Source organism: Guyparkeria halopsychrophila (genome assembly GCF_044582135.1).
Lineage (GTDB): Bacteria > Pseudomonadota > Gammaproteobacteria > Halothiobacillales > Halothiobacillaceae > Guyparkeria.
Genome location: NZ_JBDODP010000025.1, coordinates 1 through 17,671, shown reverse-complemented (window position 1 = coordinate 17,671; position 17,671 = coordinate 1). Strand labels below are relative to the sequence as shown.

Annotated in this window: 15 protein-coding genes; 10 read left to right on the top strand and 5 right to left on the bottom strand. The window is 62.9% G+C overall.

Translation table 11 applies throughout. The features are described 5' to 3' along the window. The first annotated feature begins 28 nt into the window (after nucleotides 1-28). The 4 genes from gnd (at nucleotide 29) to tsaB (ending at nucleotide 5,015) form a co-directional block, all read left to right on the top strand. A complete protein-coding gene (gnd, locus tag ABGV18_RS10315) occupies nucleotides 29-955 on the top strand; it encodes a phosphogluconate dehydrogenase (NAD(+)-dependent, decarboxylating) (RefSeq protein ID WP_396585963.1) in 927 nt (308 codons plus the stop codon). A 39-nt stretch (nucleotides 956-994) separates the two neighbouring features. Continuing rightward, nucleotides 995-2,509: a glucose-6-phosphate dehydrogenase gene (gene zwf / locus ABGV18_RS10310; protein ID WP_396585962.1), complete on the top strand. Its 1,515-nt coding sequence runs from the start codon at nucleotides 995-997 to the stop codon at nucleotides 2,507-2,509. Next, the gene (gene pgi, locus ABGV18_RS10305) at nucleotides 2,509-4,191 is read left to right on the top strand and encodes a glucose-6-phosphate isomerase (RefSeq protein ID WP_396585961.1); all 1,683 of its coding nucleotides are present in this window, start codon (nucleotides 2,509-2,511) and stop codon (nucleotides 4,189-4,191) included. The genes zwf and pgi overlap by 1 nt, the downstream gene beginning before the upstream one ends. A gap of 143 nt (nucleotides 4,192-4,334) precedes the next feature. Beyond that, entirely contained in the window at nucleotides 4,335-5,015 is a 681-nt protein-coding gene (gene tsaB / locus ABGV18_RS10300) for a tRNA (adenosine(37)-N6)-threonylcarbamoyltransferase complex dimerization subunit type 1 TsaB (RefSeq protein ID WP_396585960.1), read from the top strand. A gap of 109 nt (nucleotides 5,016-5,124) precedes the next feature. Here the strand turns inward: tsaB and ABGV18_RS10295 are convergent, their stop codons facing one another. Beyond that, the gene (locus ABGV18_RS10295; RefSeq protein ID WP_396585959.1) at nucleotides 5,125-5,550 is read right to left on the bottom strand and encodes a hypothetical protein; all 426 of its coding nucleotides are present in this window, start codon (nucleotides 5,548-5,550) and stop codon (nucleotides 5,125-5,127) included. A 333-nt stretch (nucleotides 5,551-5,883) separates the two neighbouring features. Here ABGV18_RS10295 and crcB point away from each other — a divergent pair, with 333 nt between their 5' ends. Next, nucleotides 5,884-6,264, top strand: coding sequence for a fluoride efflux transporter CrcB (gene crcB, locus ABGV18_RS10290; RefSeq protein WP_396585958.1), 381 nt, complete (start codon nucleotides 5,884-5,886; stop codon nucleotides 6,262-6,264). After that, nucleotides 6,261-7,349, top strand: a complete 1,089-nt coding sequence (gene queG, locus ABGV18_RS10285) for a tRNA epoxyqueuosine(34) reductase QueG (RefSeq protein ID WP_396585957.1) — start codon at nucleotides 6,261-6,263, stop codon at nucleotides 7,347-7,349. The genes crcB and queG overlap by 4 nt, the downstream gene beginning before the upstream one ends. 31 nt (nucleotides 7,350-7,380) lie before the next feature. On the opposite strand, the gene ABGV18_RS10280 is transcribed toward queG, so the two are convergent. The 3 genes from ABGV18_RS10280 to rdgC all read right to left on the bottom strand — a co-directional run bounded on the left by ABGV18_RS10280 (nucleotide 7,381) and on the right by rdgC (nucleotide 11,459). Then, nucleotides 7,381-8,841, bottom strand: a complete 1,461-nt coding sequence (locus tag ABGV18_RS10280) for an HDOD domain-containing protein (protein WP_396585956.1) — start codon at nucleotides 8,839-8,841, stop codon at nucleotides 7,381-7,383. Nucleotides 8,842-9,026: 185 nt separating this feature from the next. Further along, on the bottom strand, nucleotides 9,027-10,412 hold the full coding sequence (gene purB / locus ABGV18_RS10275) for an adenylosuccinate lyase (RefSeq protein WP_396585955.1): 1,386 nt from the start codon (nucleotides 10,410-10,412) through the stop codon (nucleotides 9,027-9,029). 156 nt (nucleotides 10,413-10,568) lie between these two features. Continuing rightward, complete coding sequence (rdgC, locus tag ABGV18_RS10270; protein WP_396585954.1) at nucleotides 10,569-11,459, bottom strand: recombination-associated protein RdgC; 891 nt, start codon at nucleotides 11,457-11,459, stop codon at nucleotides 10,569-10,571. A 203-nt stretch (nucleotides 11,460-11,662) separates the two neighbouring features. On the opposite strand from rdgC, the gene pepN reads away from it, so the two are divergent. From pepN to ABGV18_RS10250, 4 genes are read left to right on the top strand one after another with little or no spacing between them, the layout of a single operon-like run. Next, nucleotides 11,663-14,320 (top strand): aminopeptidase N, encoded by a 2,658-nt coding sequence (gene pepN, locus ABGV18_RS10265; protein ID WP_396585953.1) that lies wholly within the window; start codon nucleotides 11,663-11,665, stop codon nucleotides 14,318-14,320. Nucleotides 14,321-14,356: 36 nt separating this feature from the next. Then, nucleotides 14,357-15,211 (top strand): flagellar motor stator protein MotA, encoded by an 855-nt coding sequence (gene motA, locus ABGV18_RS10260; protein ID WP_396585952.1) that lies wholly within the window; start codon nucleotides 14,357-14,359, stop codon nucleotides 15,209-15,211. A 27-nt stretch (nucleotides 15,212-15,238) separates the two neighbouring features. Further along, nucleotides 15,239-16,264 (top strand): flagellar motor protein MotB, encoded by a 1,026-nt coding sequence (motB, locus tag ABGV18_RS10255; RefSeq protein ID WP_396585951.1) that lies wholly within the window; start codon nucleotides 15,239-15,241, stop codon nucleotides 16,262-16,264. Between the two features lie 7 nt (nucleotides 16,265-16,271). After that, nucleotides 16,272-17,042 carry a hypothetical protein gene (locus ABGV18_RS10250; protein ID WP_396585950.1) on the top strand — a complete coding sequence of 257 codons (771 nt, stop codon included), beginning with the start codon at nucleotides 16,272-16,274 and terminating at the stop codon, nucleotides 17,040-17,042. Nucleotides 17,043-17,130: 88 nt separating this feature from the next. Here the strand turns inward: ABGV18_RS10250 and ABGV18_RS10245 are convergent, their stop codons facing one another. Next, nucleotides 17,131-17,415 carry an RNA recognition motif domain-containing protein gene (locus ABGV18_RS10245; RefSeq protein ID WP_396581574.1) on the bottom strand — a complete coding sequence of 95 codons (285 nt, stop codon included), beginning with the start codon at nucleotides 17,413-17,415 and terminating at the stop codon, nucleotides 17,131-17,133. Nucleotides 17,416-17,671 lie beyond the last annotated feature (256 nt).

The following is a 17,671-nucleotide window of genomic DNA, read 5'->3' as shown; positions in this document are numbered from 1 at the left end:
AACCGTTGCACGTGTACAGGAGTATGAATTGATGAAACTCGCGATTTTCGGTCTGGGGCGCATGGGCGCAAACATGGCGCGACGCCTCTCGCGTGGCGGCATTACGGTCGTGGCGCACAACCGTAGTCGAGAGCCCATCGACGAGTTGCAGCGTGACGAAGAGCACATCGTGCCGGCCTATGAAGAGGCCGATGTGTTCCGCGAGCTCGAGGGCCCGCGCGTGATCTGGTTGATGCTGCCTGCCGGTGAGATCACCAGTCAGGCGATCGACCGTCTGTTGCCGCAGATGAGCCCGGGTGACGTGTTGGTCGACGGGGGAAACTCGCGCTACTCCGAGACCATGGCGCACGCCGAGCGAGTCGAGGCCGCTGGGGTGCATTTCCTCGATTGCGGCACCTCCGGCGGCGTGTGGGGGTTGAAGAACGGCTACAGCCTGATGGTGGGCGGCACGAAGGCAGGTTTCGCCCTCATCGAGCCGGCCATTCGGGTGCTGGCGCCGACGCCCGATTCGGGCTGGGGGCATGTTGGCCCGGCCGGTTCGGGCCACTTCACCAAGATGATCCATAACGGCATCGAGTACGGCATGATGCAGGCGATGGCAGAGGGCTTGGCCGTGCTGCGCAAGAAATCCGAGTTCGATCTCGACCTGGCCCAGGTCACCGAGTTGTGGCGCGAGGGATCGGTGGTGCAAAGCTGGTTGCTTGACCTGACGGCCGACGCGCTGAAACAGGAAGGGCAGGGACTCGAGGCGATTCAACCCCACGTTGCCGATTCCGGCGAGGGGCGCTGGACGGCGATCGAGGCGATTGATCTGGGTGTCGCCGCTCCGGTCATGACGCTGGCCCTGCAGATGCGCTTCGCCAGCCAGGATGATGAAGGGTATGGCAACCGTGTGCTGGCCATGATGCGCAACGCCTTCGGTGGGCACGTGGTCCAGCGCCGAGACGAATCATGAGCCACGGCGTAAGGACACGACAGGGCAGGAGCCGCCACCATGCGTAAGCCGATTCGCAGCGAACCGCCGCGGGCAGTCACGTTTGTCATCTTCGGTGCCACGGGCAACTTGTCGCGTGAAAAGCTGCTCCCCGCCCTCTACCAGTTGGAGGTGGCGGGACGCCTCGCCGAGAGCAGCCGCATTATCGGCTTCGGTCGTCGGGACTGGGATGACGCGACCTGGCGCGAGGAGGTGCGCCAACTGTGTCTGGCAGGGAGGACGGAGGAGGCCTGTTCCTCTGACGACGCGATCGAACGGTTACTTGCCAAGCTGCATTTTCATAACGGCGATCTCAACGACACCGGTTGCTTCGAGAACCTAGCTGACCGGCTGATGCACGCGGAATACCCGGACTGCGTGGTGTTCTATTTCGCCGTTTCGCCGACCGCCTTTGGCGCCATCTGTCGTAACCTCGGCGCCTGCGGATTGACCGACGAGACGCTCGGTTGCCGGCACGTCGTGATCGAGAAACCTTTCGGGCATGACATCGACAGCGCGCATGCCCTCGATGGCCTGCTGCACCAGTATTTCGATGAGCATCAGATCTTCCGCATCGACCACTATCTGGGCAAGGGCACGGTGCAGAACATCATGGTGATGCGGTTCGCCAACCTCCTGCTCGAGCCGTTGTGGAACCGGAACTACATCGACCACGTGCAGATTTCCCACGCCGAGGAGCAGGGCATCGAAGGTCGAGGCGGATACTACGACTCGGCGGGTGCGCTACGCGACATGGTGCAGAGCCACCTGATGCAGATGCTCGCACTGACAGCAATGGAACCGCCGGCCTCGATGGACGCCGAGGCGGTGCGTGACGAGAAGGTCAAGGTGCTGCGCTGCATCCGGCCCATCTCTCACCGGGGGGTCCATGCCCAGGCGTTCCGCGCCCAGTACGCGCGTGGCACGGTGGGTGGTACCAATGTGCCCGGCTACCTGGATGAGCCGGGGGTGCCCGATGACTCGGTCACCGAGACATTCGCCGCCATCAAGCTCTATATCGACAACTGGCGCTGGCGCGATGTGCCCTTCTACCTGCGCACCGGCAAGCGCATGAAAAAGAGTCACTCGCAGATCTCGATCCGCTTTCGTGAGCCGCCGCAGCAACTGTTCCGAGAAACCCAGGTGGCCAACACCGCGCCCAACTGGCTGCTGATCGGCATCCAGCCGGAGGAGAACTTCCGGTTCGAGATGCAGATCAAGACCGAGGGGCTGGAAATGCGCACTCGCACGGTGCAGATGGATGCCACCTACACCGGGGAAAAGCCGACCAATCTCGATGCCTACGCCACGTTGCTCCTCGACGTGATGAACGGCGATCAGACGCTCTTCCTTCGGTATGATGAGGTGTCCTGGGCCTGGCGAGTGGTCGATCCAATCCTGCGTAACTGGGCGGTCGAGCGCGACTATATTCCGACGTACCCGGTGGGGAGCTGGGGGCCATCGGAAGCCGATCGGCTGTTTGACGCCGATTCCCACCGTTGGCGAAACAACCTCAAGATTCCGGGAGAGGATTGATGCGACAGGAACGCTATGTCGGCCGAATGAGCTCCATCTGGCAGTTGCTCGAGGTCAAGGCGACGGCGCACATGCGCCGTCACCCCAACGAGTGGTTTCAGGCCGATGGCAACCGGGCGGATCGTCTTTCGGGGCACGCAGCCGGGCTGTCGATCGATTATTCCAAGCAACGCCTCACCGACGACGTGATCGACGGGCTGCTGGCCCTGGCCGATGAGCGGGGCGTCTTGGCCCTGCGCGACGACATGTTCAACGGCGTGCACATCAACGGCAGTGAGGATCGGGCGGTGCTGCACGTGGCGCTGCGCAATCGGTCGAACCGGCCGATCTGCTTCGATGGCAAAGACGTGATGCCCGAGGTCAACGCCGTCCTCGATCACATGGAAACGTTCGTCGACTCGGTCCAGTCGGGCGAATGGCGGGGTTACGCCGGCGACCCGATCACCGACGTGGTGAATATCGGCGTGGGCGGCTCGGATCTCGGGACACGGATGGTGTGCCGGGCACTGGGCTCCTATGCCGATCGTGGCATCGGCGTGCATTTCGTCTCCAATATCGCCCCCAGTGATTTGGCCTCGAAGCTTGCCGTGCTCGACCCCAAAACCACCTTGTTCGTGGTTTCCTCCAAGAGTTTCGGCACGCAGGAAACGCTGGCCAATGCGCGCTCGGCCCGGCGGTGGTTCCTTGAAAGCGCACCCGACGAGGAGGCGATCAAGAAGCATTTTGTCGCGGTTTCCACCAACACCGAGCGCGTGCGCGACTTCGGTATCGACCCGGACAACATGTTCCCCATCTGGGACTGGGTCGGCGGCCGGTATTCGCTGTGGTCGGCGATCGGGTTGCCGATCGCCCTGTATCTGGGCATGGATCGTTTCAAGCAATTGCTCGACGGGGCGCATGCCCTCGACGAGCACTTCCGGCTGAACACGGGTCGGGACAACCTGCCACTGATTCTTGGCCTGATCGACGTCTGGAATGCCGATTTCCTCGGCTCGGACTCGTTGGCCATATTCCCCTATGGGACCCGTCTCGGCTTTCTGCCCGCGCACCTCCAGCAGGTGATGATGGAGTCCAACGGCAAGCGTGTCCGGATCGATGGCCAACCGGTCGATTCGCATACCAGCGCGGTGCTGTGGGGCGGCCTGGGCACCAACGGCCAGCATGCGTTCTACCAGTTGCTGCATCAGGGCACCCGCCTGATCCCGTCGGATTTCATCAGCGCGATCCGCACCCATTCCCCGATCGGTAGCCAGCAACAGCAACTGCTCGCCAACCTGGTCGCCCAGAGTCGGGCATTGATGCTGGGACGCAGCCGCGAGGACGTCGAGGCGCAGATGCGAGCCGAAGGGGCCGACGAGGCAACCATCGAGCAGATTGCCCCGCACCGGGTCTGTCCGGGGGGGCAGCCGTCCAACACCATCCTGTTCCCGCAGATGACCCCGGAGGCGGTCGGTGCCCTGCTCGCCCTCTACGAACATCGGGTGTTCGTGGCCGGGGCGGTGTGGCAGATCGACTCCTTCGACCAGTGGGGGGTGGAGCTGGGCAAGCAGATGGCGAACGAGCTCGAGCCGTTCGTGGGTAGCGACCTGCCGGACGATGATTTCGACGGCTCCACCCGCTGGCTTCTCGACGAGATTCGCCAGCACTGGACCGCCGATCAGAACGGCGGTGAGGGAGGCTGAGTCCCTCCCTGGCGTCCCGGCAACTTTCACCTCTCCAGTCAGCTTCGGTTTCCGATAGAATCCCGCCAAAAATAACGGTCGACACGTGATCGCGTCGCCAGGCGGTTCGTCGGCCGGTCGCTTTTATCACCCCGGGGGTGAGTGTGAATATTCTCTATCTTGATTCATCGACGGAGGCCTGCACCGCCGGTGTCATCGCTGGCGACCGGATGGTCACCGACTTCGAGATTGCCCCCCGGGGACACGCCGAAAAGCTGTTGCCAATGGCCGAGGCGCTCTTGGGGCAGGCGCAGATCGATTTCGAGGACCTGGACCTGATCGGATTCGGGCGCGGGCCCGGATCGTTCACTGGCGTGCGTATTGCCACGGCAATGGCGCAGGGCATTGCCATCGCGCGGGACTTGCCGATGGTCGGGATTTCGTCGCTCGCCTGCTTGGCATCCGGGGCCTTCCGCCGGCTGGACGAATCGGGCGACAACACCCGGGACGTCGAGGTGCGGGTGGCGATCGACGCCCGCATGGGCGAGATTTACCGGGCGGTCTATCGGCAGGATAACGCGGGTGAGTTAATCACGGTCCTGGACGAGGCGGTGTCCGAACCGACGTTCCCGGGGATGCAGGGCAGTCGCGTGGTCGTCTGCGGTACGGGCTTCGGACGGTATCCGGCGCTCGGCGAGGGCCCTGAGGTGATACGGATCGAACCGGAGGCCTTGCCGCACGCCCAGGATGCACTGGAACTGATTCGGCGCCTGCCGGAAAATGACCGCATCTCGGCCGACGCGGCCGTACCGTGCTATCTGCGTGACAAGGTTGCCGGTCGTTGAGCCCGGCGGTCTCCAAAGGACCCATAAAGACCACTCAACAAAAAGAACGCCCCGGACTGATTCCGGGGCGTTCGTGTTTTCGGTCCGTTGGTCGACCGCTTGATGCGGCTTACTGGATGTTGCCGCAGGCGACGATGGTGCTGCCGTCGTGGATGGCAATGGACTGAGGGTCGCCCATCAGATCCTCCGTGGACAGCTCAATCGTCGTGGAGGACTCGTTGCCGTCAACGGCGCTGAGCTCGAACAACGGCGTGTCGTCGAAGGCCAACAGGTCCGGTGCGCCGTCGTTGTCCTCGGCGTAGCGACAGACCCCGGGGTGCAGGCCGGCCGACATGCCGTCGGCGTTCTCCACGTTCAGCTTGACCGTCATATCCCCATTCTGGGGAATGAAAATGGCCGTGCCGGAGACGCCTGAGTCACCGCGCTCCCCGATGGAGGCCTGATACTGCTCATAGGTGTCCTCCGCCGCCATGGTCGGCGTGGTCAGACCCACGGAGAGCCCTGCGATCGCACTGGCGAGTAGCAACTTTTTCATGCGTTCTCCTTGACTGTGTTTGAGTTGAAAATATTCAACGTTTAACGGCCAAGGGGCTCGGGGTTTCAAAACCACTGCCCTTTGCCTGCCTTGCCGGTCTGCAACGGAGCTTAGGACACTTGCCCACGGTTGCAAGGATTGCCCGCCCGAGGCGGTGGCCTGGAATCGCGTTTTGACTGATGGGGTGTACCAAGAGGGGCAATCGAGCGTGATAACCTCACGGCCGAGCCAGACACGCGGCGTCGGGCGTGTTGAGCCCGTCGCCGATACCCCGCTTGCGGTTTATCGCCGCCTCGATCGTTTGGCCGTTTGCGTTAGGGAATGCTGGTTGGAATGAAACTGTATCTATTGATTGGATTGGCCGGAGGACTTGGCGCCATGGCCCGCTATGGCCTGACCGCCGCGATCACGCAGTTCGGCGGGCGTACCTTCCCCTGGGGCACGCTGAGCGTCAACGTGATTGGCTCGGGACTGATGGGCTTTCTCGGGGTGTGGCTGCTGACCCGCTGGCAGTTGCCGATCGAGTACCGGCTTGCGATTCTGACCGGCTTTCTCGGGGCGTTTACCACCATGTCCGCGTTCTCCATCGACACGTTGGCCCTGATGCAACGTCAGGCGTGGCTCTCGGCGGGACTGTATGTGGTGGCGACCGTCATCCTCTGTCTGATGGCGGCGCGCGGTGGCATGTTGCTCGGCGAGCGCCTGGCGGGATGAGCGAACCGCAGCACATGACGACCCAGACCACGCCGGAACGACTCAAGGAATCAATTCAGGAGTGGGCGGCCGAGTTGGGCTTTACCGAGGCCCGGGTGACCGATACCGACCTGTCGGCCTACGAGGCGGGTTTTGAACGCTGGCTCGCGGACGGGAACGCCGGCACCATGGGTTTTTTCCAACGTCACGGCCTGATGCGTTTTCATCCCGAGGAACTGGTCCCCGGCACCCGTCGGGTGCTGATGGTCACACGGGACTATCTGCCGCCCGAATCCCTCGGCCCGTCGCAAGTCCTGGGCGAGCCGTCCTTGGGCTATGTGAGCCGATACGCGCTGGGGCGGGATTACCACAAGCTGGTGCGCAAACGCCTGGCGCAACTGGCCCAGCGGATCAGCGAGGAGATCGGGCCGTTCACGTACCGGGCGTTCTGTGACTCTGCGCCGGTCTACGAAACCGGCCTGGCCGAGCGTGCCGGGGTGGGCTGGAAAGGCAAGCACTCGCTGGTACTCAATCGGTCCGGCGGATCGTGGTTCTTCCTCGGCGCTCTCTTTCTCGACATGGACCTGCCGGTCGACGAACCCGTGCAGCCGCATTGCGGCCGTTGCACGGCCTGCCTCGATGTCTGCCCGACCGGGGCGATTATTGCCGACGGCGTGGTCGACGCGCGCCGCTGCATTTCCTATCTCACCATCGAGTCGCACGACGACATTCCCGAATCGCTGCGCCCACTGATGGGCAACCGGATCTACGGCTGCGATGACTGCCAGTTGGTCTGCCCCTGGAATCGATTTGCCCGGACGACCAATGACGCGGACTTTCATGCCAGGCAGGGGTTGGACGCCCCGGACCTGGTCGAGTTGTTCGGCTGGGATGAACCAACGTTCTTGGCGCGCACGGAAGGGTCGGCCATTCGGCGAATCGGCTGGCGTCGTTGGCGGCGCAACCTGGCCGTGGCCCTGGGCAACCTGCCGCCGGGGCACTCGCGCATCCCGGCCGCGGTGGCGGGATTGCGTGACGGACTGGGTGAGGCGGGCGATCAGGTCGATCGACACATTCATTGGGCGCTCTCGCGACTGGCGGGGTAGATGGCGCCGGAGATGCGTGTGGGTAACGCCGTCAGGTTTGGTCCAGTGCTGCCATGACCTCTCGCTGTTGCTCGCCCTGCGGGCCGCGGACAAACAGCGTCGAGATCAACGTGCCGTCAACGGCCAGCGGGGCGATCACGAGACCTGATCGTGCGGCCTGATCCAGGTTCGGCGCGAGGTGAGGGGTGAGGCGCTCCCGATTCTGCGCATCGATTCCCAGCGTTTCCAGCCGCGACTGGAGCCGGGACAGCAACGGAAACTGGCGCAATGCCAGTTGTTCTGGAAGCGTGACGTCGCCGGAGCGACTCCAGTGAAAGCGACGCTTCGACAGGCTGTCCTCGCCGTTTTCGTAGAGCGCGATCTCCTCGACGCCAGCGAGCCGACTCAATTGGCGGATGGTATCGCCCAGTTGTCGCCCCGGGGTGGTGCCAGGGGTGATGCCAGTCGCGGTGGTTTTCGCACTGGCCGTGTCACTGGCCGAATCAGTGGCAGAACTAGTGGCGTGGCACCCGTTATCGTCGTCATCGAGCCCGTAATCGGCTGTCAGTGGCCAGAGCAGGTCGCGACCGTCGGCCTGTTGAACGAGCATGTGACCGGGGTGGTAGAGCGGGATCTGGGCGAATTCACGGGCGTCGGCAAGGGTCTTTTTTACCGTCACGCGCCAGGCGGCCTGCGGGGATCGGTGGAGTTGTTCGGCAATAGTGACCGTCAATCGTTGGATCACGGCGTGGTACCAGCCGAATTCACTGGCAAAGGCGAGCCTGCGGGCGAGAACGAGGATGGATTGATGATGCGCACCGAGAACCGGGATGCTGGCTTCTTCGGCCAGGAGCATGACCGGTAGGTAGTACCGTTCAGTCAGTGCCGTCTCCAAGCCGCTCATATCGATGCCGGCTTGATCAAGCACCACATCGAAGGCGCGGCCCAACGAAAAGCAGGGTTCGATTTTGCTGCCATCGACCTGTTCTCGGCTGGAATCGATCAAGTGTTTGCGCGCGATCGCCAGTGCCTGGCGTGCAAGCTCCGGCGCATCTCGCCATAGGGCGAGTTCGACCAGGTTATGGAGCAGGGCGGCGACCGTCACCATTTCGTAACCGGTTTCGCGGCGTTCGATCAACCAGGTCTCGGTGAGCCGAGCGGCGCGGATGGCGCGAGAGGAGGCGGCGAGATAGCCGGCCCGCTGCACCTCGTCGGTCAGGGTGTTTTCGAGAATCGGGAGTTGCGGCAACTGGTTTCTCGCCCAGTTGCTGCCCAGCAGCGAGAGGGCGTGCTCGAGATTGTGCGGTGCGCTGCGTTCACGCTTACGTTGTCCGCTGGCGGCTGCCCCGAGCACCATGCTGGCGGCAGCCGGATCACGCCGCAGCCAGCCGACTAGCCGGGGGAAATCGGGCGATTCGTTGAGCAGTTCCCGGCACATGCCCTGATGGATCTCCCGCCGGACAGGCAACGGGTGATCGAGCAGGTACTCGCTCCAGTTCTCGGGCAAGGTCATGCCGGCTTCTCCCAATTAGTCCCTCAATGCCAGTCGCTGGACGTCATTCCGTGGCGCTCTGCGCAACAGTGCGGACTTTTCGCATTGTGCGCAATACCGATTGCCATTGATGGTGGCATCCGTTCGGGACCATGCCTTCCAGTGAACTAAGGCATCCGCTTGTCTCTGATGCGGATGTCCGGGGTTCAGATGCGTTCGGCCATCTCCTTGGCATTGCCGACATAGTCTCCCGGCGCCATCGCGGCGAGCCGCTCGCGTGCCTCGGGCGGCAGTTCGCCGATGCCCTCGATGAAGGCGCGCATGGCCGGGCCGTCGACCCGCTGGCCACGGGTGAGTGCCTTGAGCTTCTCGTAGGGTTTTTCCACGCCGTGGCGGCGCATCACCGTCTGGATGGCCTCGCCGAGCACCTCCCAGTTACCGTCGAGCTCCGCGGCCAGCTGGTCGGCGTTGATCTCAAGCTTGGACAGGCCCTTGGCAAGCGAGCGATAGGCGATTAGCGAGTGACCGATGCCGACGCCCAGGGTGCGCAGCACGGTGGAGTCGGTCAGGTCGCGTTGCCAGCGGCTGATTGGCAGCTTGCGCGCTAGGTGCCCCATGACCGCGTTGCCCACGCCCAGGTTGCCCTCGGCATTCTCGAAGTCGATCGGGTTGACCTTGTGCGGCATGGTCGACGAGCCGACTTCGCCCTCGACCAGGCGTTGCTTGAAGTGGCCCAGCGCAATCTGGCCCCAGATATCGCGGGCGAAATCGATCAGGATGGTGTTGGCCCGCTCGATCGCGTCGAACAGCTCGGCGATGTAATCGTGCGGCTCGATCTGGATGGTATAGGCGTTGTGGGTCAGCCCCAGCCCTTCGACAAAGCGCTTGGAGAAGCCCGGCCAATCGACCTCCGGGTAGGCGGCCAGGTGGGCGTTGAAGTTGCCCACCGCGCCGTTGATCTTGCCCATCAGCTTGACCTCGGCGATCTGCCCGCGCTGGCGCTCGAGGCGGGCGACCACGTTGGCGATTTCCTTGCCGATGGTCGACGGCGAGGCGGGCTGGCCGTGGGTCCTCGACAGCATCGAGACCGCGGCCCATTCATGTGCCATCTTGCGCAGCGTGTCGATCAGCCCGTCGATCTCCGGCAGGACGACATCCTCGCGGGCCTGCTTGAGCATCAGGCCATAGGCGAGGTTGTTGATGTCCTCGGAGGTGCAGGCGAAGTGAAAGAATTCGCTGATCGTGGCCAGGCGAGGGTGATCGGCGACCTGCTCCTTGAGGAAGTACTCGACCGCCTTGACGTCGTGGTTGGTGGTGGCCTCGAATTCCTTGACGCGCATTGCCGACTCGACCGTGAACTCCGAGGCAATGGCATCGAGCGAGGCACGGTCCTCGTCGTTCAACGCCGGCACCTCGGCGATCTTCGGCTCGTCGGCCAGTGCCTTGAACCATTCGACTTCCACCAGCACGCGAGACTTGATCAACGCGTATTCGCTGAAACACTCGGTCAGTGCGCGGGTATGGCGGGCATAGCGGCCGTCGAGCGGCGACACGGCGGTCAGGGCGAAGGCGGCTTGGGCAGAGTCAGTCATGCGCGTTCCTGTCAAAATCGGTTGGTCGAGGCGGGCTGGCATGCCCGACTGCAACGGGTTGGTTCGTGATTATGCGATCGGGGGCGGGGCGAGCCAAATGTGGCCCGCGCTTGCGCCGGAGCGTTTCCGGCGAGCCGCTCCGGTTGCTTGTGTCGCTCAGTTGGTGGCCTCGGGGCGTGCCAGGGCCTCGTGCAGCACGCGGGTCAGCTCTCGCAGTACGTCCAGGGTCAGGCGTTGCTCGGCCTCGAGACGCATGGCGGGATCGTCCAGGCCATCGTCGTCGAACTCGTCATCGAGGGTATCGAGTGCCTTGACCTTGGTCAGGGCACCGTCGGCCCGGATGGTAAAGCGCAGTCGATCACGCCAGACGAGTTCGAGTTGTTCGACCGTCATGCCGTCGCGCAGATGGGCGAGGACGTTCTCGTCGGGCAGCCCCAGTCGGGTGACCGTGATGCTGCCGCCGTCTCGCGGTTCGAGCAGCTTGGCCGAGTCCCCCAGCTCGAATCCGGCCGGCGGGCCCTCGAGCAACCAGCGCGACAGCCGGCTGCCGTGTTCTTCGGAGCCGAACGCCGGGGTGACGCGCCATTGGCCCAGCGTCTCGCGCAGCAAGGAGTTGATCTGGCTGTTGCGCTTTTCGCCGGCGTTGGCGAGCCACGCCTGCTTGTTGCGCGCGTCGATAATCAACCGGGTTTCGGCCTGTCGGGGGAAGGCCTGCGGCAACAGCTCCAACAGGGCATTCTCGCGGGCCTGGCGCAGCTCATCGCGGGAAGGTTCGCGCTCGCCGGCCTCCGCAGCCAGTTTCTTGGCCGCGTGGTCCTGAATCACCCGCGGCGGGACGGCCCGTTCCTCGCGGCGGAACAACAAGCCAAAGGCCCCGTCGGTTTCGATGGCAAGCGCTTCGGCGATCACCGGGGCCCAGCCCATGGATTCGACCTGCTGCGACAGGGTGGGGGCAAAGCGCTTCTCGGCCAGCTGTTCGGATAGCGTATCCAGCGACGGTTCGGGCCAGTCGGCCAGGTCGAAGGCGGCAATCTGGGAAAAGAGCATGGCGTCGGCGACTCCGATAAACGATTGGCGGATTGACGAACCGGTGGCAAGACCACCCAATTCGGAACCGGCGCATTATGCCTGATGGCCAGAGTCATTGCTTTGGGGGCATTGCTCGGTGACCTCGGGCACGGAATTCATTCGGTTCCTGATATGCTCACGAGACTTGAAACCCTGTTTTCGCTGTTATCTACAAGGCCACTATGACCGAACGCCACGCGCACATCGTCCGCCTCGCCGACTACCGCCCGCCAAATTACCTGATTGACCATGTCGACCTGACCTTCGAGCTTGCCGCCCGCGGCACCCGGGTGGAGTCGACGCTGACCGTCCGTCGCAACGGGGCTCACGACGAGCCGTTGTGGCTGGACGGCGACGAGCTGACGCTCGAGTCGATTGCGCTGGACGGCAAGCCGCTGGCCAAGGAGCAGTTCGAAAAGCACGCCGACGGCCTGTCGATCACGGGTTTGCCGGACCAGTGCCGCTTGACCTTGGTCTGCCGCGTGGATCCGATCGACAACACCACGCTCGACGGGCTCTACCAGTCGTCCGGGAATTTCTGCACCCAGTGCGAGGCAGAAGGCTTCCGTCGGATCACGTACTTCCCCGATCGGCCTGACGTGCTCAGTTGTTACCGGGTGACGCTGATTGCCGACAAGGCGAGCTGCCCGGTACTGCTCAGTAACGGCAACCCGGTCGAGTCCCGTGACCTCGACGACGGCCGCCACCTGGCCGTCTGGGAAGATCCGCACCCCAAGCCGTCCTACCTGTTCGCGCTGGTCGCCGGTCACTTGAAGTCGATCCACGATCAGTTCACGACCTGTTCGGGCCGGACGATCGATCTGGGGATCTACGTGGAGCCCCACAATATCGATCGTTGCGACCACGCGATGCGCTCGTTGATCAAGTCGATGGCCTGGGACGAGGAGACCTACGGCCGGGAGTACGATCTGGACGTGTTCAATATCGTCGCCGTCGACGACTTCAACATGGGCGCGATGGAGAACAAGGGGCTGAATGTCTTCAACTCCAAGTTCATCCTGGCTCGATCGGAAACCGCCACCGACCATGACTACGAGGGCATCGAGTCGGTCGTTGCGCACGAATACTTCCACAACTGGTCCGGCAACCGAGTCACCTGCCGCGACTGGTTCCAGCTGTCGCTCAAGGAAGGCTTCACCGTATTCCGTGACCAGGAGTTCTCGGCGGACATGGGCTCGCGCGCGGTCAAGCGCATCGAGGAGGTCAATTTGCTCCGCCAGGTGCAGTTCCCCGAGGATGCCGGCCCGCAGGCGCACCCGGTGCAGCCCAAGGAATACGAGCAGATCAACAACTTCTACACCGCGACCGTCTACAACAAGGGTGCAGAAGTGGTGCGGATGTGGCACAACCTGCTCGGTTGGGACGCGTTTCGCCGCGGTACTGATCGCTACTTCGAGCGTTTCGATGGTCAGGCGGTCACCATCGAGGACTTCATCGATGTCATGGCCGAACAGGCGGATTTCGATGCCGCCCAGTTCCGCCGTTGGTATGACCGGGCGGGCACGCCGATCGTGCACGTGAGAAAGCGTCTGGAAGGTGACGAGCTGGTGATCGATTTCCGACAGGAAGTGCCCGCGGTCGCCGGTCAGGACGATGACGAGCCGTTTTTGATTCCGATCGGTCTGGCGGGCTTCGATCCGGAAGGCCACCCCGTCGCACTCGGGGGACCGGATGGTGACGGCAACTCGGCCTTGACCGTGGTGCTGTCGCAGAAACGGGAATCCCGTCGTTTCTCCCTGCCGACGGGCGCCAGCCTGCCGGTCCTCTCGCTCAATCGTGGCTTCACCGCGCCGGTCAAGATCGAGCACGACTACGACGAGCGCGATCTTGCGCTTCTCGCCGGTGCGGATACCGATGAATTCAATCGTTGGGATGCCTATCAGCGCCTGGTGATGAAGACATTGGTCGGTCGGGTACGAGACGCCGAGGAACACGGTGAATGGCCGGAATCCGAGTTGCCGAAGGGTCTTAGCGAGGCCTTTGGCAAATTGGCGCATTCGGCGGTGAGCACGCAGGGAGGAGCCGATCCGCGTTTTGTCGCCGAGTGCCTGGCGTTGCCCAGCGAGAATTACATCGCCGAACAGTTCACGCAGGACGTCCCGGTGGAGGCCATTCACCGGGCCCGAAACGAACTCCGCGCGCAACTGGCTAACGAGTGGTCGCAGACGCTGGTACTGGCGTTCGAGAAGCTGGCCGTCGAGGGCGGCTACCGCTTCGATGGCGTCGATGTGGGGCGTCGGGCCTTGCGTGCGCAGGCGTTGTCTTACCTCAACGCGCTGGATCATCCGGCGTGGCGTCGCCTGGCAGCCGAGCAGCTCCGTGAAGCCGACAACATGACCGAGCGTTTCAACGCCCTGACGGCCCTTTCGCTGCGTGCAAGCACCGAGCGAGAAGAGGCGCTCGAGTCGTTCGCCGACGAGTGGAAGGATGACCCGTTGGTGATGGACAAATGGCTGGCCTTGCGAGCGCGGATCGTCGAACCGGGCGATACCGAAACACTGGCGGCGCTCGAGGCGAATCCGGCGTTCTCGATACGCAATCCGAACCGGGTACGTTCGTTGGTGGGGACGTTCTCGCGGGCCAACCCGGTCGCGTTTCATGCGTCGACGGGTTCAGGATATCGCTGGGTTGCCGACAAGATCATTGAGATCGATGGTTTCAACCCGCAGATCGCTGCCCGAATGGCGACGGTGTTCAGCCGCTGGCGTCGTTACGATGGCGGTCGTGCCGATCGGATGCGAGGCGAGCTTGAGCGCATGCTGGATCGGGCCGATTGCTCGCCCGATCTCGCCGAAATCGCTGGCAAGGCATTGAAATAAAATAATAACGAGCCAAGATTTGGAGACAGTTACACCATGATGGTTGCAATTGGCTGGCTGGTGGTGCTGGCGAGTGTGATTGGCGGGTTCATGCTCGCCGGTGGGCACCTGATCATTCTGTACCAGCCGATCGAGTACCTGATTATCTTCGGGTCCGCCGCTGCGGCGCTGGTGGCAGGTAACTCGCCAAAAACCCTCAAGGCCACGATGGGTGGTTTCGGCACGGCCTTTAGAGGCTCGCGTCATGGCAAGAAGCTCAACATGGAAACGCTTGCGCTTCTGTACACGATCTTCACCCGGGCGCGCAAGGAGGGATTGATGGCGATCGAGGAGGACATCGACGACCCCGAAAACAGCGAGCTGTTCAACAGTGCGCCTACGGTGATGAAGGATCACCACACCGTCGAGTTCATCACCGATTACCTGCGGCTGATGGTGTCGAGCACGCTGGATGTGCACCAGATCGACAACCTGATGGACTTGGACATCGACACCCACCACGAAGAGGCCGATCTGCCTCGTTCAGCGATCGCCAAGTTGGGCGAGGCCCTGCCGGCTTTCGGTATCGTCGCGGCAGTACTCGGGGTGGTGCACACCCTCGAGTCGGTGCATCTGCCGCCCTCGGAGCTCGGCAAGCTGATCGCCGCGGCCCTGGTGGGGACCTTCCTCGGTATTCTCGCGGCCTACGCCTTCGTCAATCCGGTAGCGAACAACCTCGAACACAAGATCAACGACTCGACCAAGTACCAGCAAAGCATCAAGGCTGCATTGATTGCGTTCATGAACGGCTATCCGCCGCAGGTGGCCGTCGAGTTCGGTCGCAAGGTGTTGTTTTCCTCGGACCGACCGAGCTTTACGGAACTCGAGACGTTCCTCAAGGAAAACAAGTGAACCGGTTGAGCACGGAGTAGAAACACGGTGGCCGAACAACCGGATCAAAACCAGCAGATCGTCATCAAGAAGATCAAGAAGGGGCACGGCGGTCATCACGGCGGGGCGTGGAAGATCGCCTATGCCGATTTCGTGACCGCGATGATGGCCTTCTTCCTGCTCATGTGGCTGCTGGGCTCCATGGGCGAGGAGGAGCTCAAGGGCATCTCGGAGTACTTCGCGAACCCGACCAAGGTCACCCTGGAAGGCGGTAGCAGCGCGGGCATGAGCGAGAGCCTGATCGACGGCGGCGGTGACGGTCTCACTCGCCGGGAAGGACAGGTGCAGGCGGGTGACAAGCCCACGCCCGAAAAGCGCGATACCCAATCCGAGGACAAGACGGCCGATCCATCCAAGATGACCGAAGAACAGATCCAGGAGCAGATCGAGGCACTGGAGCGTGAACAGATCGAAGAGCTCAAGGAGCGCCTGGAATCATTGATCGAGGTCGACCCGGCACTCAAGGCCTACAAGGATCAGATAAAGCTCGACATCACCCGCGATGGGCTGCGTATCCAGATCATCGACAAGGAAAACCGGCCGATGTTCGAGTTGGGCTCGGACGACCTGCAAGGCTATGCCAACGAGATCCTGCAGTCGCTCGCGCCGGTACTTAACGAGATGCCCAATCGCCTGTCGATCGAAGGCCACACCGACGCGCGTCCCTTCGACCGGGAAGAGCGAAGCAACTGGGAGCTGTCCGCCGAGCGCGCCAATTCGGCCCGGCGATCGCTGGCGGAATACGGCTACCATCCAGACAAGTTCCTGCAGGTTATTGGCATGGCGGATGCGCTGCCGTTCGTTGACGGCGATCCGCTCGATCCGCAGAACCGCCGGATCTCTATGACGGTCATGAAGGAATCCGCGACCCGACGGATACTGGAGCCGTCCCGAGAGGGCGGGATGAATGTCGAGGATCTCCTCGACGGGCCGATGGGTGCATCGGGCCAGGGAGCCGGGGTGATCGATACCCCTGAGGCCGGCACCCCGACCGACCCCGACACCAGTCCATAACCTCACCATGCGTCGCCACCTGGCCCTGCTGATCGGGTTCGCCGTTCTGGCGCTCGCGATATTGGCGAGTCTCCTGATCGCGCGGGCCTGGACGCAGTGGCAGGGCGGAATGCCGGACGCGTGGCTGATCGCGTTGCTCGCCGGCGTGCTGGCCATGCTGATGGGGTGGCGCCTGTTGGAGCCCTGGTGGCGTGGTGTGTTGCTGGTAGCCCCGCTGGTCATGTGGGGTGGGCTACAGATTCACCCGGGCTGGTTCCTTGCCGCAGCCGTGGTCTTGCTGCTGGTTCAGTTCAATGCCATTCGCCACCGGGTGCCGCTTTATCGCTCGGGCACGGCCGTCATGGACGCATTGGACGTGGAAATCCGGGAACGCGGTATTCGCCAACTCGCCGATGTGGGCTGTGGAGACGGCCACGTGATCACGGCCTTGGCGAGGCGTTTCCCCGAGACGCAATTCACCGGCTTTGAGACCGCACCGTTGCTCTATCTGGTGGCTTGGTGGCGCTGTCGTCAGCTATCGAATTGCCGGGTGATATTCCGTGATTTCTGGCGGGCGTCCTGGCGCGATCAGGATGCGGTGTTCACCTTCCTTTCACCCGAGCCGATGTTGCGCATCTGGCGCAAGTGCCAGCGCGAGTTGCCCGAAGGGGGTGCCTTGTACTCGCTGGCCTTCGAGGTGCCGGGGGTTGAGGCCGAGTCGTTGATCGGTGCGGGGCGATTCGACCTCTACCGTTATCCCCGACTGCCGCGGCAATCGGCGGTTGCCGATCCCGACTGAACGGCTACCGGCGATTGCCGGCCACCGGATCATCCAAAAACAAAAAAGCCGGCCAATGGCCGGCTTTTCGTCATCTCCCGGGAGAGTCTCAGTAACGCGAACCGAAACCGCCGCCGTCGTTGGTACGCTCGCGCGGACGCGCTTCGTTGACACGGACGGTGCGGCCATCCATGTCGGTATCGTTGAGCGCTTCGATGGCCTGCATGCCGGCGTCCTTGTCGGTCATCTCGACAAAGCCGAAGCCCTTGGAACGACCGGTGGCCATGTCCTTGATCACCTTGGCGGATTTGACTTCGCCGAAGGCTTCGAAGGCGGCCTGGAGGCCTTGGTCATCCTGGGAGTAGGGCAGGTTGCCCACGTAAATATTGATCATCTCGAAAACAAACTCTCAAAACCGTGCTGATCTGGCGACCGGCCGGGGTGTTCAGCACGCATCCACCCCGGTCGAATGAAGGAAGCGAGCTCGCCGGAACGGCTTTGTGCCGGGCAACGATCGGAGCCTTCATCCGTTTGACAGTAAACCATTCGGGCGTGAACGCAAGCGGTGTTTTCCGTCGATCTGACGGTCCGTGGTTGTCCAGCATCTGTCGCGTTCGGGGCCCCGTGTCAAATAGGCAGCGGCGCATCAG

Excerpts from the sequence above, each read along its gene's own strand:
- zwf (WP_396585962.1), top strand. The coding sequence starts at position 995 with ATGCGTAAGCCGATTCGCAGCGAACCGCCGCGGGCAGTCACGTTTGTC.
- pgi (WP_396585961.1), top strand. The coding sequence starts at position 2,509 with ATGCGACAGGAACGCTATGTCGGCCGAATGAGCTCCATCTGGCAGTTG.
- ABGV18_RS10295 (WP_396585959.1), bottom strand. The coding sequence starts at position 5,550 with ATGAAAAAGTTGCTACTCGCCAGTGCGATCGCAGGGCTCTCCGTGGGT.
- crcB (WP_396585958.1), top strand. The coding sequence starts at position 5,884 with ATGAAACTGTATCTATTGATTGGATTGGCCGGAGGACTTGGCGCCATG.
- queG (WP_396585957.1), top strand. The coding sequence starts at position 6,261 with ATGAGCGAACCGCAGCACATGACGACCCAGACCACGCCGGAACGACTC.
- ABGV18_RS10280 (WP_396585956.1), bottom strand. The coding sequence starts at position 8,841 with ATGACCTTGCCCGAGAACTGGAGCGAGTACCTGCTCGATCACCCGTTG.
- purB (WP_396585955.1), bottom strand. The coding sequence starts at position 10,412 with ATGACTGACTCTGCCCAAGCCGCCTTCGCCCTGACCGCCGTGTCGCCG.
- rdgC (WP_396585954.1), bottom strand. The coding sequence starts at position 11,459 with ATGCTCTTTTCCCAGATTGCCGCCTTCGACCTGGCCGACTGGCCCGAA.
- pepN (WP_396585953.1), top strand. The coding sequence starts at position 11,663 with ATGACCGAACGCCACGCGCACATCGTCCGCCTCGCCGACTACCGCCCG.
- motA (WP_396585952.1), top strand. The coding sequence starts at position 14,357 with ATGATGGTTGCAATTGGCTGGCTGGTGGTGCTGGCGAGTGTGATTGGC.
- ABGV18_RS10250 (WP_396585950.1), top strand. The coding sequence starts at position 16,272 with ATGCGTCGCCACCTGGCCCTGCTGATCGGGTTCGCCGTTCTGGCGCTC.
- ABGV18_RS10245 (WP_396581574.1), bottom strand. The coding sequence starts at position 17,415 with ATGATCAATATTTACGTGGGCAACCTGCCCTACTCCCAGGATGACCAA.